The 17,587-nt window shown below is 38.5% G+C and carries 11 protein-coding genes; 5 read left to right on the forward strand and 6 right to left on the reverse strand.

The window, feature by feature from the left end; all coding sequences use genetic code 11:
* Window positions 1-11 precede the first annotated feature (11 nt).
* Complete coding sequence (locus tag ACUN24_RS01125) at window positions 12-965, forward strand: hypothetical protein (RefSeq protein WP_445560877.1); 954 nt, start codon at window positions 12-14, stop codon at window positions 963-965.
* Between the two features lie 439 nt (window positions 966-1,404).
* Here ACUN24_RS01125 and ACUN24_RS01130 read toward each other — a convergent pair whose 3' ends face one another.
* The 4 genes from ACUN24_RS01130 to ACUN24_RS01145 all read right to left on the reverse strand — a co-directional run bounded on the left by ACUN24_RS01130 (window position 1,405) and on the right by ACUN24_RS01145 (window position 8,400).
* Window positions 1,405-2,727 (reverse strand): DUF6089 family protein, encoded by a 1,323-nt coding sequence (locus tag ACUN24_RS01130; RefSeq protein ID WP_445560878.1) that lies wholly within the window; start codon window positions 2,725-2,727, stop codon window positions 1,405-1,407.
* Between the two features lie 356 nt (window positions 2,728-3,083).
* Window positions 3,084-4,793, reverse strand: coding sequence for a DUF885 family protein (locus ACUN24_RS01135; protein ID WP_445560879.1), 1,710 nt, complete (start codon window positions 4,791-4,793; stop codon window positions 3,084-3,086).
* A gap of 138 nt (window positions 4,794-4,931) precedes the next feature.
* Complete coding sequence (gene ggt, locus ACUN24_RS01140) at window positions 4,932-6,653, reverse strand: gamma-glutamyltransferase (protein ID WP_445560880.1); 1,722 nt, start codon at window positions 6,651-6,653, stop codon at window positions 4,932-4,934.
* Entirely contained in the window at window positions 6,625-8,400 is a 1,776-nt protein-coding gene (locus ACUN24_RS01145) for an AMP-dependent synthetase/ligase (protein ID WP_445560881.1), read from the reverse strand. The genes ggt and ACUN24_RS01145 overlap by 29 nt, the downstream gene beginning before the upstream one ends.
* 254 nt (window positions 8,401-8,654) lie before the next feature.
* On the opposite strand from ACUN24_RS01145, the gene ACUN24_RS01150 reads away from it, so the two are divergent.
* A complete protein-coding gene (locus tag ACUN24_RS01150; RefSeq protein ID WP_445560882.1) occupies window positions 8,655-9,131 on the forward strand; it encodes a hypothetical protein in 477 nt (158 codons plus the stop codon).
* Between the two features lie 79 nt (window positions 9,132-9,210).
* Here the strand turns inward: ACUN24_RS01150 and ACUN24_RS01155 are convergent, their stop codons facing one another.
* Entirely contained in the window at window positions 9,211-9,597 is a 387-nt protein-coding gene (locus tag ACUN24_RS01155) for a hypothetical protein (RefSeq protein WP_445560883.1), read from the reverse strand.
* A 161-nt stretch (window positions 9,598-9,758) separates the two neighbouring features.
* The gene (locus ACUN24_RS01160; RefSeq protein ID WP_445560884.1) at window positions 9,759-11,588 is read right to left on the reverse strand and encodes a M61 family metallopeptidase; all 1,830 of its coding nucleotides are present in this window, start codon (window positions 11,586-11,588) and stop codon (window positions 9,759-9,761) included.
* A 343-nt stretch (window positions 11,589-11,931) separates the two neighbouring features.
* Between ACUN24_RS01160 and ACUN24_RS01165 the strand changes: the two genes are divergently transcribed.
* The 3 genes from ACUN24_RS01165 to ACUN24_RS01175 are packed head-to-tail and all read left to right on the forward strand — an operon-like array spanning window position 11,932 to window position 17,454.
* A complete protein-coding gene (locus ACUN24_RS01165; protein ID WP_445560885.1) occupies window positions 11,932-13,029 on the forward strand; it encodes an efflux RND transporter periplasmic adaptor subunit in 1,098 nt (365 codons plus the stop codon).
* A gap of 2 nt (window positions 13,030-13,031) precedes the next feature.
* A complete protein-coding gene (locus ACUN24_RS01170) occupies window positions 13,032-16,142 on the forward strand; it encodes an efflux RND transporter permease subunit (protein WP_445560886.1) in 3,111 nt (1,036 codons plus the stop codon).
* 1 nt (window position 16,143) lies between these two features.
* The gene (locus tag ACUN24_RS01175) at window positions 16,144-17,454 is read left to right on the forward strand and encodes a TolC family protein (RefSeq protein ID WP_445560887.1); all 1,311 of its coding nucleotides are present in this window, start codon (window positions 16,144-16,146) and stop codon (window positions 17,452-17,454) included.
* The last annotated feature ends 133 nt before the right edge of the window (window positions 17,455-17,587 follow it).

The following is a 17,587-nucleotide window of genomic DNA, read 5'->3' on the forward strand; positions in this document are numbered from 1 at the left end:
ATATGTTAAAAATGAAACAAACACTCTTGTTTAGTCTATTCATATTATGGGCTACAATTTGCCAAAGCCAGGTATCTTATTTCGGGAAAGCCCTATTCAACAGTCAAAAATTAGAGGTTTTTAAAAAAACAACCACTTTATTTACTTTACAGTATACTGATTACGCTGAGCTGGAAAAATTTGATCAGGCCATTAAAAAAAACTGGACAATTACACCATATAAAATTATTAAGCCCGAAGAACTGGCCCGTTATGATACGCTTGCAAATTATTCAGTTTTTTATTTCGATGCTTATGCAGAGGAGTCAGACAGTACATCCAACGTGAATATAATTTATGCACTGAAATTATTAACGCCATCTAAAAAGCCCAAGGTAAAGGAAGAAAGTACATTGGCAACAGTTGCACTTTTTGCTGACCCTAATACCAATTTGCTGGTCAGAATGCAAGACCAAAAATATGGAAGCAAAAAAAGTGTAAAAAGCAATATATTATCATATCTCTATAACAAGTCCAGTTTCTTTAATTGGTCGCCAGGCTTTTTAACGGGTTATTTGAAACAGATTAATGATGGATTGCTCGCAAATGAAAACTGTAGCATAGATTACCAATTTTATAATAAAGTACGCTTACCTGAATTGGCAAAGGAAACACTATATATACCCGAATATATTAAGGAAGTGTTTTCTTCAAGATTAATACTTTTACCACCATCAGGTATTATTGCTGAACCTTATAATTACAAACTTAAATTTATACCGTACAAAGAACTTGATAGTTTAATTCTGAATAAAACTGCCAATGTTAAATATGTAGTTTACACACAGCGATCCAGCGATAAAATAATCAGTGTGTACGATAGTAAAGACGATAAAATTATTTATCAGCGCTTTTATCCTCAATCACCAAATTTTGAGATGAATGATTTAAGCGAGATTAAAAAGGTAATTGTTTCACTTAAATAAGTTGAGTTTGAACAAAAGCTATTGTGCTGTCATTCTGAACGCAGTGAAGAATCCCTGGCAGAGAACCACTAGCCTTACAATCTCACAAAGCCATTTCACAAAGTCTGCATAACAAAAGATCCTTCACTGCGTTCAGGATGACAAAAATGCGAAACTTAACATTAAAGAAATATTTTATGTCGTAGCGAGACGCGACGACCAGAGTCAGGGTCTGCATAACAAAAGATCCTTCACTGCGTTCAGGATGACAAAAATGCGAAACTTAACATTAAAGAAATATTTTATATCGTAGCGAGACGCGACGACCAGAGTCAGGGATAGCAAGATGGCAAAATAGTAGACTTTGCACGCGCGACTAATAGAATTAAAAAAACAAAACCTCTTAAACCAAAAAAGTCCCGATTTTCATCGGGACTTTTTAAATGTTGTTAAAAACAGACTAGTAAAGTGTAAACTCTACACGACGGTTTTGCTGACGACCAGCTGCTGTTTTATTAGTAGCAATTGGTTGACCCATACCATAACCTGTAGCTTCGATACGTGATGCATTAGCACCTTGAGAAACTAAATAAGCTTTTACAGATTCTGCTCTATCTTTCGATAAACGCAGGTTTAATTCTTTTGAACCTGTATTATCTGTATGACCAGCTAATTTTAAGCTAAAGTTTTTCTGAATCAATAAAGCTGCAACTCTGTTTAAAGAAGCATAAGATTTAGAACGGATGGTTGCTTTACCTAAATCGAATTCTAAGTTTTTAATCGCTTCGTTAACCACTTTACGATCTTCTTCAGTTACGATTACTTTTTCTACAACTTTTTCAGGAGTTTTTAACGGACAACCCGCACCATCAACAACAGTACCAGCTGGAGTATCAGGACATTTATCCAATTTATCTGCAACACCATCACCATCTGTATCTTTCAAAATATCATTTAGTTCTGAACGCAATTTTGCATTATCAGCTTTTTGAGCATTCAAATCAGATTTTAAACCATCTGCGGTTTGTCTTGCTTTTAATGCTTCATCATAAGTTAAAGCTACCGGATTGTGGAAAGCCAATTGTTTTCCGCTACCTAAAGCAAATTCTAAACCAGCATAAGCATAGTTGTATTTATCATTTCCATTTTTGTAGTAACCATCTAAGTTATCGCCATCAACAAAGCTGATTGTCCAACCTAAATCGAAGTTAACCGCATCAGAAATTTTAAATTTTGCACCTAAACCTACCGGGATGATTAATTCATTAATGTTTTTATCACCTGCATATAAAGAAGTACCGCTTGCCGTGGTAATAGTAGGTTTATAACCTGCAATACCTGCACCGGCAGAAGCATAAAGCTGTAAAGCATTCTCTTTTTTAAACATATCGATATTGAACATGTTTACTACAGCATTTAAAGTTCCTGAATACGACAACTGTGTATCGAAAGCTTTTACAGGAGAGTTATTTACCGAACCACCTTCATAAGGCTCAGTATTATCGCCTTTTAATTTACCACGAACTCCATCTAAACGAAGAGAGAAATAAGGTGTAAATTGTTTTTTAATGTAAAGGCCATAACCTAAACTTGATTTATTATTACTGAAATCATTTTTTCCACCCAATGGTGATAATGGCGTAAGTACACCGGCGTTTACGCCGATAGACCAGGTCCTGAAGGTTGTTGATGAAGTTGCCGGACTTTCCTGAGCTGAAGCAGCCGACCCAATCAATAAACCAGCGAGGGCAACTGGTAGGGTTTTGAATAATTGTAGTTTCATAATTTTCTGTGTAACGTTGAATAGCGTCTGATAACCTTTACAATAGCCATACCAAAAATACAAGCAAGTAAAAATACTTATCAACTTTTCAACACTAATTAGCTATAAAGCAAACTTGTAGAAATAAAAATAATTCGCACAGTAAGCACATCGCTACAAACTGCTCACTTATATGGATTTCTATGTAAAACTTAAGTTTCAGACTTCAAAATCTGTATTTGAATAGCCATTTACAGATCAATCCTAATATATCAGGTTTTAAATGCCATTCTGAAATAGCGGATAATATTTACAAGTCTCTCTTTTTGATCGATTATCACCTGATGTTGTAAACATACTTGCCACCTTATTATATATTAATTAATATCACCTGCAAATTTCCATCTGGCACTAAAATTTTCCGGCAATTGCTGGTTGGTTAATAAGGCCCTTACCATTTCTACGGGCATATTATTTTCGTGCAATATGCGATTATGAAACTCAATATTGGTCATTTTACCACTTTCTACCAATTCTTTGTGCAATGCCCTAAACTGTAACCCGCCTAACATGTATCCAATTTGATACAATGGCCCATACCCACCGGTAAACGACCTCCGTACTTCAGCCGCTGCATTGGCACGCTCAAAACCTACACGATCTACTAAAAAGTCGATACACTGCTGAGGTGTCCATTTACCTAAATGGTAATTCATCGAAAAAATAATACGCGCACAGCGGTGCATGCGCCAAAAAAGCATTCCAATTTTATCCTCCGGAGATTTTGCAAAATTCTGGTCCCACAACAACATCTCCCAATACAGCGACCAGCCTTCCGTCCAGAAAGGGGTACCAAATACTTTGCGATAAGGCTTGTAGCGGCTTTGCATAAAATATTGAAGGTTGTGTCCCGGAATAAGTTCATGAAAAACTACGGCTCTGGAAAAATGCCTGTTATTACCGCGCAGGGTCATCATTTTCGCATCTTCGCTCATGTCTTCTGTTGGATAAGCAATTAATACGGATTCGCCACCCAGAAAAAACGGAGCAAATAATTGTTCCTTCGGACTTAACATGCGCATGCGCCAGCCTTCTTTGGCCAGGGAAGGAATGGCGATGAGTTTATTTTTTTCTACAAAATTGATGGCTTCATTGGCTAGTTCATAAACCAATTCAGGCTGTTTACCTAACTCAGGATAATCGGTTTTTACCTTTTCCAATGCTTTTTTCCAATCGTTACCAAAGCCCATTGATTGTGAGGCTTTAAGCATTTCGGCATCGCACCAGGCAAATTCCCTCATCGCAATAGCCTCAATCTGCTCAGGTGTATAAGCAATCATCTCATCGTTTAAGCTGCTTAATAAAGCCGTTCTTCCTATCGGATTACCAATAATGCCACTTCCATCATCTTTAGCATTTGAGGGTTTAGCTATTTTATCCAGTACAACAGTGTATTCCTTTAATGCATCTACTACATCCGGATAAACTGCTTTTGTGGCTTTGGTAAATTGCGGATCGTAACCATCGTAAAATTTATACGCTTCAGTAAATACAACCAGGTATTGATTCACAGTTTGCTGCGCCCATGAAGCCTGTACCGGCGTCACGATCAAATCTTTATTTTTTACTGCCTTTGTGGTTTTCTGAATAGCCTCTTTCAGTTGTTCAAACTGTTGTTGGATAATTTTACCGTCTTGTTGTGTACCAATCCTTCGTTTTGCCTCAAAATCTAATACTATTTTGGCAAAAGGCAAAGTAAAAATATTGCTTTTAAATTCGGTGTATTGCTGTTGCAAAATGGCAGAATCTGATCGAATGTCACGTTTAAGCAAAATATAATCTACCCTTTCGTTTACGGTTAGCTTTTTAAAAGGCAATGCCCTTAACTGTTTTTGCCATTCGGTATAAAAGCCTTCCATCCGCTTAAAGTATTCATCCGATTGCTTGAGCGTATATTTACGGTTAAGCATGGTCTCGTCTGCTTGGTATTGATTAATCAGTGGACTTACCAGGCTGGCTTCATTAGTTTGAGCGTGTGATTGTACCGCAACGGTTAGAAACAAAAATATAGAAAATAGTTTACGCATAGCGATCTGGTCATTTTGAATTGGTTGATGCAATATAACTAAACCACTAAGCATTGCTGCAGGGCAGCTATGTAAATTATTTAAAGATATTAAATTAAAATTAACTCAGGCAGATCATACTTTGTTACGCTAAAATGGCTACCAGCCAATAGCCTTATCATCCCCTCTAGGGTCGGCACCACCCTGATAGTTGCCCCAGTTTGTCCTTAAAATGGCATCAACCCTCCCAATTGGGCCTCTTTGAAAGATTTTATAACCTTTTGCTTTTAATTTTCCTATCGATAAGCTATCGATAGCATCTTTTTCTATATACACCTCATCCGGTAGCCATTGATGATGAAACTTTTTAGCAGCCACAGCAGATTGCATAGACATATCGAAATCAATTACATTAATAATGGTTTGAAATACGGAAGTGATAATGGTTGATCCGCCTGGCGTACCCACCACCATAAATAGTTTCCCATCTTTCTCCACAATGCTCGGCGTCATAGAACTTAACATTCGTTTATTAGGCGCAATGGCATTTGCTTCTCCCCCTACTAAACCATACATATTGGGTGCCCCAGGTTTAACAGAAAAATCGTCCATTTCGTTATTCAACAAAAACCCAGCCCCTTTTACGGCAACTAACGATCCGTAAGAACCATTTAAAGTAGTGGTAATGGAAACGGCATTCCCATCGCGGTCTACAATGGAGAAATGTGTGGTTTCTTCGTGCTCTGCTCCTTTTATTTCTCCAGCCAAAACAGCACTACTTGGTGTTGCCGCTGCCCAGCTAAAGTTTGCCATACGGTTTTTGTTATAGTCGGCGCTCAACATTTGTTGTTGTGGAACCGCGTAAAAATCAGGATCGCCTAAATGTGTCGCCCGATCGGCATACACTCTCCTTTCGGCTTCTACCATTACCTGTACGGTTGAATCGGCATTGTGCCCCCATTTTTTTAAAGGATAAGGCTCTACAGATTGGAGCAATTGGATTAAGGCTATACCTCCACTCGAAGTAGGCGGCATGGTAATAATTTTATAACCTCTATAATTACCTGTAATGGGTTTGCGCCATGTAGCGTGATAATTTTTTAAATCTTCTTTTGTTATGAGCCCTTTGCCACGCTTCATTTCTGCCACAAGCGAATCGGCCACAGCGCCTTCATAAAAACCTACCCTGCCTTTTTCCTGGATCTGTTTTAGGGTATTACCCAATTCTTGTTGAATGAGAAGATCATTTTCCTGCCAGGTTTTTTCTAAATTTACAAAGGCCGTTCCATCAGGATTAAAATCCATAAATTGTCTATGCAAACTATTCAATTCACCAGCCTGCCTTTTGGTAATTTTAAAACCATTTTGCGCCAGGTCTATTGCTGGCTGTAACACTTGTGCCCAGGAAAGCTTTCCATATTTCTTGTGTGCCTCCACCATACCATCTACTGATCCGGGTACGCCCGCAGCTAAATGACCATAAAGGCTTTTATCTACAATTGGATTGCCGGCCGAATCGAGATACATATCTCTGCTTGCTGCTGCGGCTGCTTTTTCCCTAAAATCTAAGGCATTTATTTCGCCGTTTGCACCACGGTAAACCATAAAACCGCCCCCACCAATATTCCCCGCGTTTGGGTAAACCACAGCAAGAGCGAACTGAACAGCAACAGCTGCATCAACTGCATTTCCTCCCTTTTTTAAAATAGCGATCCCCACCTGTGATGCTTCGGGATGGGCAGAAACCACCATTCCATTTTTATATTCACCACTGTTGTTTTTGCCCAATTGCCCGGTTACACAACCAACCAATAACAGCACAACACTTAGGTATGTTAATGATCTTTTAAAGTTATTGAGGGGCCTTATAGCTTTCTGCATCCTTATATATTTTTTCGATTACCGCATTGTTTTTCTCGGTAATCACCTTTCTTTTTAAACTTAATTTTGGGGTAAGCTCACCACCGTCTATGCTCCACTCTTTAGGTAACAGGGCAAATCTTTTTACCTGTTCCCATTTACCAAAACCCACATTCGCGGCTTCAATAACCTCATTATATTTAGTGAGTACCTGTTCGTTTTTAATAATCTCTTCATTTGACGTAAAGGTAATGCCTTTTCTGCCTGCCCAGGTTTTTAAGGTTTCAAAATTAGGGACAATGAGTGCAGAAGGGAATTTCCGGTTTTCACCCAAAACCATAATCTGTTCGATAAAAATTGATTCTTTATATTTATTCTCCAGCATTTGTGGGGCAACGTATTTACCGCCTGCTGTTTTAAACATTTCCTTTTTACGGTCGGTGATTTTTAAAAAACGACCATCAACCAGTTCTCCAATATCTCCGGTATGGAACCATCCTTCCTGATCAACCGCCTCATCAGTTAAGTCAGGTCGGTTGTAATAACCTTTCATCACCTGATGTCCTCTGGTTAAAACTTCTCCATCTGGTGCTATTTTAACTTCCACACCTTTAATTACTTCACCAACCGTACCAAACATGGTTCCGCCTAAATGGTTAACCGTTATTACTGGTGAGGTTTCGGTTAGTCCATAGCCTTCAAAAACAGGCATTCCAGCCGCCCAGAAGATTCTGGCTAAACGCGGATTTAGTGCCGCCCCACCGGATACGATCACTACAATTTCGCCGCCCAATGCTTCCTGCCATTTTTTGAAAACCAGCTTACGGGCAATACCCAGTTTGAAGTTATACCAGGCACCCGCATCAATAGTATATTTTTCTGCTAAAGCTACCGACCAGAAGAAAATTCCTTTTTTAATTCCTGTTAATGCTTTACCCTTTTCCATTATCTTATCATACACTTTTTCAAGAAGTCTTGGAACGGTAGAGAACACATTGGGTTTTACATGCTGAATATCGGATACGATAGTTTCCATACTTTCGGCATAATAAATTCCTGTATAATTGAACAGATATAAATAAATGATCATCCGCTCAAAAATGTGTGATAAAGGCAGAAAACTTAAACCTTTTTTAACCCCTTCTGGAATAACCACAGCCGAGTTTACAAAATTTGCGACTAAGTTATTATGTGTTAACATTACTCCTTTTGGTGTTCCTGTTGTACCAGAAGTATAAATTAAGGTTAAAACATCTTCGGGCTCGACTTTTGCGCGATATTCTTCCAAATCAATATCCGTACTCGCCTTGCCCAGTTCAATTAACGTATTCCAGTTTTCAGCTTCTGTAATTTCGTTAAAGCTATAAATCTTAATATCCGGGTTTATGGCATCGGCACAAGGTTTAATTTTTTTATACAATTCTTCATCAGCTATAAAAATAATGGAGATTTCTGCATCTTTTAAGATAAACTGAATATCGTGCTCGGCTAAAGTTGGATATAAAGGAATCTGATAAGCCCCGATCTGGTTGGCTGCAAAATCGGCAATATTCCACTCAGGCCGGTTATGAGACATTACCGCGACCCTTCCCCCTTTGCCAATACCCTGTTTAATTAATCCACGGCTTAAGTTATCTACAGCGGTACAAAAATCGACTGTACTATAATTTATCCATTTTCCGTTAATTTTTCCGCTGATGAATTCCTGCTTAGGATTTTCGAGGCTGTATTTCAAAAGATCAAAAACCCGTTTAATTTCTGCCGCCATATGAATTGTATATTATTTGGTTAAGTTAAAAAATCAAACATAATGATTGCTACCTATTATGTCTTTTTAATGAAAATAACACCTCGTAGTTATTAAAACGCTGTATTTACTTTCTGTTAAAATATTTTAATAAACTTAGCGATTACAAAATTACTATGCAAGCATTGTTTTTATTCAACTGAATTTTTACCTAAAAAATATAATCGGCATTAAAGTTGCTAGGAGATATACTTTAAATTTAATAAAAAAGTACTATGAAAAAATTATTTACAATTTTAGGATGCATTGCATTATTTGCATTAACAACAACTAGCGTTCAAGCGCAGGATTACAAAAACGCAATTGGTGGTCGTTTTGGAAGTTACAACGGTGTTTCTTTTAAAACTGGCCTAAATAAAGGCGCTATGCTAGAGTTAATTGGAAATTTTAGAAGTAACAGCGGTTTTAGCTGGGTACAATTAACAGGCTTATATGAAGTTTATAATCCAATTAAAGGTGCTGATGGCTTAAATTGGTACTACGGTGGTGGTGCAAGTGTTGGCTCTGTGAAAAATAAAGTTATTGATGAAAGCGACATTTACTTAGGTTTAAACGGTGTTTTAGGTTTAGATTATAAATTTAAAGGTGCTCCAATTAACTTATCATTAGATTGGATCCCAACTTTAAGATTAACTCCTGATACTGATTTTTACAGTGGAGACGTTGGTTTAGGCGTTCGTTTTACTTTCTAAACATTATAAAAAATCGCGTAGGAAATTAATCTTACGGGATTTTTTATACATACTGTTTTAACTTTAATTGATATTTTAATTATTGATAACACAAGGTAAGCCGTGTTTGGAAACTCATTGCTACATTTTTATTGTTACACCGTGCAGGTACCCAGTTCGGACAGGTTTCTAATAATTTGATCAGGTTACGATCCAATTGCGTATAATCTTTAGGTAGTTTGTTGGAAATACCAACGTTTTTTACACGGCCGGAAGCATCTATTATAAAAGTTGGAAGAACAGTTGATTGTAAACGTCCATTATTTATTCCATTTAGTGAAACATTTGACATAAATTTATAAAATTTAGCAATTCCGCCTGGATACTCTGGCATTGTATCTACTTCTGAATACACGAAGAACTTCAATTGTTTGTTATAATAACCCTTACAAGATGCTTGTTGTGCAAAAACTTGATTATCCTTCAAAAATGAAAAGGTTAGAAGGCATAATATAAACAGAAAGAGCTTTATCATATTCGGTATTTGTTAAACAAATATCTTTAATAAAAAATCCTGTAAGAAATTAATCTTACAGGATTTTTTGTGCCTTGACTATAGACTCAAGACTGAGGACTTAAGACTACGGACTAAATACCCGCCCACTTTTTTAATACTGCTTTTTGTGCAGGAGTTGCATTTTCGTTAACAGTTACATTTAAGCGCACACTTGGATTTTCTTTCAGGGTTAAAGAGATTTCTTTCTCTAATCCATCGCGCTTAACTTTAACTTTCAATACATCGCCAATATTCTTTTTACCAACCAATGGGATTGCATCTAAAGAAATCATCGGGCTTTTTAACCTTACCGTTGCTAGTGCATCACTTAGTGAGGTATCATCTAAACTGAGTACCACGTCATTTACGTTTAATCCGCTGATCCAGGCCGCAGAATTTCTTGTGGTAGAAGTAATCACCAAACCATCGTTGGTCAACTGGCCGGCAGCACCTGTAACCGGTTTGCCTGGAGTTGCATTCTCAGTCGATACATCTACACCTGCATAACCGAAGTATTTTACATATTCAACATCATCTACTCCATTCACATATTTTGCCCAGAAATTGGTAAAACTGATTCCAGCTATTTTCTCCACCATTGCTTTAAACTCTGCGTCGGTATAACCGCGTTTTAAAGTTTTGCATTGCAGGTACATGGCTTTCATTACATCATCTAAGCTTTTGGCACCTTTGGTAGCGTTGATAATTTCGAGATCCATTAAAATGCCAATCACTTCACCTTTATTATAATAAGAGATTGAATTGTTTTTGGAGTTCTCATTCGGACGGTACCCAATAATCCATGCATCATAACTAGAAGAAGCTGCCGATTGGTATTTGGCACCCGGGGTATTTAAAACAGTACCTACACCACCTGCTAAATCTTTCAAAAATTCGTCCACGTTGGTAAAACCGGCACGGTGCAAATATTTGTTCTCGTAATAAGAGGTAAAACCTTCGGCAACCCAAAGATTGGTGGTGTAATTTTCGTTATCGTAATCGAACGGACCTAAAGCGACAGGGCGCAAACGTTTCACATTCCATAAATGGTGATACTCGTGTGCAACCAAACTTAAAAAGCCTTTATATCCTTCAGCAGTATTATAAGCGTTTCTTGTAGCGCCTAAAGTGGTAGAATTTAAGTGCTCTAAACCACCTCCACCTTTTAAGAAATTATGAACGATAAAGAGGTAATATTTATTCGGGTTTTCGCCATAAACTGCAGTTTCTTTTTCAACAATTCTGGCCATATCTACTTTTAGCTTCTCTTTATCATAATTGCCGCCGCCATACATGGCTACTTCGTGACGAACACCAGCCGCAGTAAATTCGAAAACATCCTGGTTACCCACTTCAATAGGGCTATCGTAAAGAATATCAAAATCGGTAGCTTTATAGGTAAACTGCTCACCGGCAACCGGAGTTAAACCAGTAGAAACTTTGCTCCAGGTATTGAAAGGAATAATTTTTACAGTACTTGGTGATTTAATCATACCATCAGGATGCATAAAAATCCCTGTTGGGGATAAGAAAGCGTGAGATTCGTCGATAAATGGTGTACGCACTGAAATTTCAAATGCGTAAACCCGATAATTGATCTGGATTTTAGCCGCTTTGGCTGAAAAAATTCTCCAGGTGTTTTTCCTTACTTTTTCAACTTTTACGGCTTTACCTGCTGCAGTAGCCTTAAATTCTTCTACACTCTTTTCAAACTCGCGGACCAAATAAGAACCTGGTGTCCAAACGGGCATTTTTACATCTACATAATCTTTTACCAAGCCAGAAATATTCATCTGAACTTCAGCATAATGTGCCTGCGGCTCTTTAAAAGAAACCTCAAAGCCTATTTTTACCTGCGCCTTCGCTGCCATAATACACGTTAGTAGTAAAACTAAACTTAAAATTGATTTTTTATTAAACATATTCACTGTGTTTTGCTGCAAATTTAGATTTATTGATGAAGTTTTAATATAAAATAGCTAAATGTGGTGTAAAATAGTTGTTTCTGTCCGTTTGCGTTAGGTATTCGGCGATTGGCTGAAAATGGCGATAACTTAACCTAGAACGTCATCAAACCTCAACTTATTGAGTTAGACTTATTATCTTGCACCCTAACTATGGATTTCCGACTTCAGACTTCGAACTAAAATCGGTAACATCCTTAATACAACAAATTTAGGACTAAACTATTTGAATATTTTTACGCTCTAATTCTAACATTAATTTCATTTTAATGTTAGGATACGCACAACACAAATCATAAACATGAAGAAAAGATATATTATCTATGCTGTTTTAGCTATAGGCTTGGCCTATCTGGTCTATTACAGAATTAACGCAAATAAAAAACTCGAAGGAAAAGGCGGGGCATCTGCAGGGGCAGTGAAAGGTAAAGACGGTGGTAAAGGAGGATCTTCTGCTCCATTGGTAGTTGATGGAATTATAGTTAAGCCAGTATCGTTTGACAACGACCTGGAGATAACCGGTGCCATTGATGCAAACGAATCTGTTGTATTGAAAAGTGAAGTATCAGGATTGGTTACCGGAATTTATTTCCAGGAAGGTACAACAGTAAGTAAAGGAAGTGTGCTGGTAAAAGTAAACGACAGAGATATACAGGCGCAATTGCAGGATGCGCTGACCAAACAAAAACTTTCGGGCACAAATGAGAACCGGGCAAAACAATTGTTGGCCAAAGGAGCAATCAGTCAGGAAGAATACGACACCTCACTTGCAGATTTAAAATCGTTGCAGGCACAAGCGCAATTAATCAGGGCACAGCTGGCTAAAACGACTATCCGCGCACCTTTTACAGGTCGGGTGGGTTTACGCAGCATCTCTGCCGGCACTTATTTAACACCTGCAACTGTAATTGCCAACCTGGTGAGCACCAATCCGGTTAAAGTTACCTTTTCTGTTCCGGAGAAATATGCAGGACAGATTAAAGTTAATTCTGAAATCATATTTACTACAGATGGTTCTTCCAAAGAAAATAAAGGAAAAGTTTATGCGATAGAGCCGGGGATTAATGCCGCTACCAGAACATTACAAATCAGGGCATTGGCACCGAATGCAGACAATGCCTTGTTACCCGGTTCTTTTGCAAAAATTAAACTGGCTTTAAGTACGGTACAGAATGCCATATTAATTCCTAATGAAGCTGTTGTCCCGGTTTTAAAAGGCAAGATTGTTTATATCCAAAAGGATGGTAAAGCAAAGGAAGTTAAGGTAGAAGCAGGTACCCGTACCGATGAAAACATTGTGATTACATCAGGATTAAAAGCTGGCGACACGGTGCTAACCACCGGATCGATGGCCTTGAAGAAAGATGCTCCTGTAAAAGTTCATTTGGTTAAAGAATAATTATGAGCATCTCAACCACGAGTATAAAAAGGCCGGTTCTGGCCATTGTAATGAACTTATTGATTGTCCTTTTCGGGATAATAGGCTATACCTTTCTGGGTGTACGGGAATATCCATCTATCGATCCAACGGTGGTTTCGGTAAGAACCTCTTATCCTGGAGCCAACTCCGATATTATCGAATCACAAATTACCGAACCTTTAGAAAAATCGATCAATTCTATCGATGGGATCAGAAATATCTCTTCATCAAGTAACCAGGGAACAAGTAATATCACCATAGAGTTTAACCTCGATAAAAATATTGAGGAGGCCGCGAATGATGTTCGTGATAAAGTATCGCAGGCTGCCAGAACTTTACCTAAAGATATTGACGGTTTACCAGTTGTAAGTAAGGCCGATGCCAACTCTGATCCGATTTTATCGATGACGATCCAAAGCGATAAACGCAATACACTGGAGTTAAGCGATTTTGCTGAAAACGTAATTGCCGACCGTATCCAAACCATCCCGGGGGTAAGTAGTGTACAAATCCAGGGGCAAAGGAAATATGCCATGCGGATCTGGATGGACCCGAATAAACTAAGTGCTTATGGCTTAACTTCACAAGATATTGTTACCGCATTAGACAATGAAAACGTAGAGCTCCCATCAGGAAAAATTACCGGAGCTACTACCGAGCTAACGGTTAAAACTTTAGGAAAACTGACCAACGAAAGCGAGTTTAACAACTTGATCCTGAAAACAGATAGCAACCAGGTAATCAAATTAAAAGATGTAGGTTATGCAGTTTTAGGGCCTGAAAACGAGGAAACCATTTTACGCGAATCGGGCAGACCGATGGTGGCCATTGCCATTATCCCTCAGCCAGGAGCCAATTATCTCGATATCAGTAAAGAATTTTACAAGCGTTTTGATAAATTAAAAGCTGACATTCCACAGGACATTAAACTAAAAGTAGCTTTAGATAATACCTTGTTTATTAAACGTTCGGTAACAGAGGTGGCCGAAACCATTGGCCTATCGCTGGTACTGGTAATCCTGATCATTTACCTGTTTTTTAGGGACTGGGCCATTGCTTTCAGGCCATTAATCGATATACCGGTGTCGCTCGTTTTCACTTTCTTCATCATGTACGCCTTTGGCTTCTCCATAAACGTATTGAGTTTACTGGCCATTGTACTGGCTACAGGCCTGGTGGTAGATGATGGTATCGTGGTTACGGAAAATATCTTTAAAAAGGTTGAAGAAGGTATGTCGCCATTTGAGGCGGCAATTAAAGGATCAAATGAAATCTTTTTCGCGGTAATTTCGATTTCTATTACACTTGCAGCAGTATTTTTGCCCGTAATTTTCTTACAGGGTTTTGTTGGTCGTTTATTCAGGGAATTTGGTGTGGTAATTGGCGCTGCCGTATTGGTATCTGCCTTTGTATCCCTCACTTTAACCCCGATGTTGAATGCCTACCTGATGAAAAAAGGTGGACATAAGCCATCAAGGTTTTACAACTGGACAGAGCCTTACTTTGTTAAGCTGAACGATGCCTACGAATCGAATTTGAATAAGTTTTTAGATAAAAGGTGGCTTTCCATCCCGATTATTCTGGTATGTATGGGCTTAATTTTCTTATTCTGGAAGATTTTACCAAAGGAAACTGCTCCTTATGATGATAGAAGCGCAATCAACATCAACGTAACCACTCCAGAAGGTGCATCTTTTACCTATACCGATCAGTTTATCATGAAATTGAACCAATTGGTGATTGATTCTGTTCCGGAGAAAAATGTGAATATTACCATCACCTCACCGGGTTTTGGTGGTTCGGGTTCAGTAAATTCTGGTTTTGTAAGGATGGGTTTAATCGATCCTGAAGAACGTGAACGTTCGCAAAAAGATATTGCGGATATGCTTACCAGGGTGACTAAAAAATATACCGAAGGTAAAACCATCGTTAACCAGCAGCCTACCATTTCCGTTGGGCGCCGTGGGGGATTACCAATCAGTTATATCATCCAGGCACAAAATTTTGAAAAGTTACGCGAGAAAATCCCATTGTTCATGGATGCAGTGGCCAAAGACCCTACATTTACGGTTTCGGATATGAACCTGAAATTTAACAAACCCGAAATTAACCTAACCATAGACCGGGATAAAGCGAAGAATTTAGGGGTTTCTATTTCTGCCATCGCACAAACCTTAAATCTGGGTTTAAGTGGACAAAGGTTCTCGTACTTTTTTATGAACGGGAAACAATACCAGGTAATTGGTCAGTTTGATCGGGGTGACAGGAAAGACCCATTGGATTTAAGTTCGGTTTATGTACGTAGCGATAAAGGCGAACTGGTTCAGCTCGACAACGTAGTTACTGCTAAAGAAGAAAGTAGTCCGCCACAACTGTACAGGAACAACCGTTTTATCGCAGCAACTGTTTCAGCAGGGTTAGCACCAGGAAAAAGTATCGGCGAGGGTATAGATGCGATGGATGCCATATCTAAAAAAGTATTGGATGAGACTTTCTCTACCGATTTGAGTGGAGAATCACGCGATTTTAAAGAAAGTTCATCAAATACTTTCTTCGCATTCGGTTTAGCCCTCCTATTGGTTTATTTAATCCTTTCGGCACAGTTTGAAAGTTTTAAAGACCCGATTATCATTATTTTAACCGTACCAATGGCCGTTGCCGGTGCATTTTTATCGCTGTGGCTCTGCGGACAAAGCTGGAATATTTTCAGCCAGATAGGAACCATTATGTTAATTGGCCTGGTAACCAAAAATGGTATTTTGATTGTAGAATTTGCCAACCAGTTGAAAGAAAAGGGTACTCCGATACCAGAAGCCATCCGTGAAGCTGCTGTTTCGCGTTTGCGCCCAATTTTAATGACCAGTTTGGCCATTGCCATTGGTGCTTTACCTATTGCCTTAGCTTTAGGTGCCGCTGCAAAAAGCAGGATGAGTATGGGAACCGTAATTGTGGGTGGAACATTGTTCTCGCTGGTATTAACTTTATTTGTGATCCCAGCCATTTACTCTTATTGGGCAAAGCCATACAAACCAAACAAAGAATTAAAAGAAGCCCATCGTTTTGAACAAGAAGCTTTACACACAGAAGAATAAGATGAGCAAGAAATTAAAAATATTGATCCTGTTGTTAAGCCTATCGCTTTCGGGCTTCGCACAAGAGCAACTGAGCTTACAAGAGGCCATCACCATTGCCTTACAGAATAACTACGACATCAAAATCAGCAAAAACCAAATCGATATTACAAAAAACAACACCAATATCGGCAATGCGGGGATGTTGCCCAATTTAACCGGAAGTTATACCAATGGCGGAAGTATCCAAAACACCCGTCAAACACCTGCAACAGGCCCTGACCGGGTAATTACGGGTGCAAAAAGTACCAATAACAGCTACGGTGCTGATTTAAACTGGACCATTTTTGATGGTTTTAGCATGTTTGCCAATTATGACCGTTTGAAAGAATTGCAAAAACAGGGCGAATTAAACTCCCGTTTAACCATTTTAACCACTGTTGCTGATGTAATTACTGCTTATTATGATGTGGTGAGGCAACAACAACTGGTTATTGCTGCCGATAGCGCTATGGATGTTTCTGTTTTACGTACCAACATTGCGAAAACCAAATTGCAACTTGGCCGTGGTTCTAAACTTGATGTATTAACCGCACAGGTTGATTACAACACGGATACTTCAAATTACCTGCAAACCAAAAATGCTTTACAGGTAGCTAAAATTCGTTTAAACCAATTAATGGTCCGTGATATTGGAACAACATTCTCTGTAGAACCTAATATTGATGTAGATAAAGGTATCTTATATAGTAAAATGGCCGAAATGGCCGAGCAGCAGAATCCCAATGTCCAGAATGCATTTATTAATCAACGCATTGCTTCCTTAAATTTAAAATCTATCCGTGGGGCTCGTTACCCGTCAGTTAGCCTAAACTCTGGTTACAGCAGGGCAAATAGTACCAGTCCGACTGGCTTTAATCAGAAATTTGCTGCTAATGGATTTACTTATGGCGTAACAGCAAGTATCAACTTATTTAATGGTTTTTTACAAAGGCAAAATGAGCGAAATGCCAAAATAGATATTGAAAACTCAAGTTTAACCTTAAGCAAAACCAAACTCGATGTAAACTCGCAATTGCTTACGGCTTATCAAAATTACAGCACTTACCTGGATCTGATTAAATTAGAGCAGCGAAACGTAGATATTGCAAAAGAAAACTTAGATATCACTTTAGCAAAATACCGTTTAGGTAGCATCGCTCCCTTGGAGTTAAGAGAAGCACAGCGTAATGCCATCGATGCGCAAAACCGTTTCATTGAAATGCAGTATCAGGCCAAAATAGCCGAAACGAACTTAAAAGCAATTAGTGGAAATATAGATTTATCGAAATAGTTTTATTGATTCAATGGTTATTCCTGACTCCGTCATTGCGAGTACCCATCAGGCCTGTGGCCTGAAAAAAACAGGAATGACATCCTATATGCGCTTTCTAACTTATTAGGTTTAAGATTTTGCATCCTGTAAA

Source organism: Pedobacter sp. WC2501 (assembly GCF_052682415.1).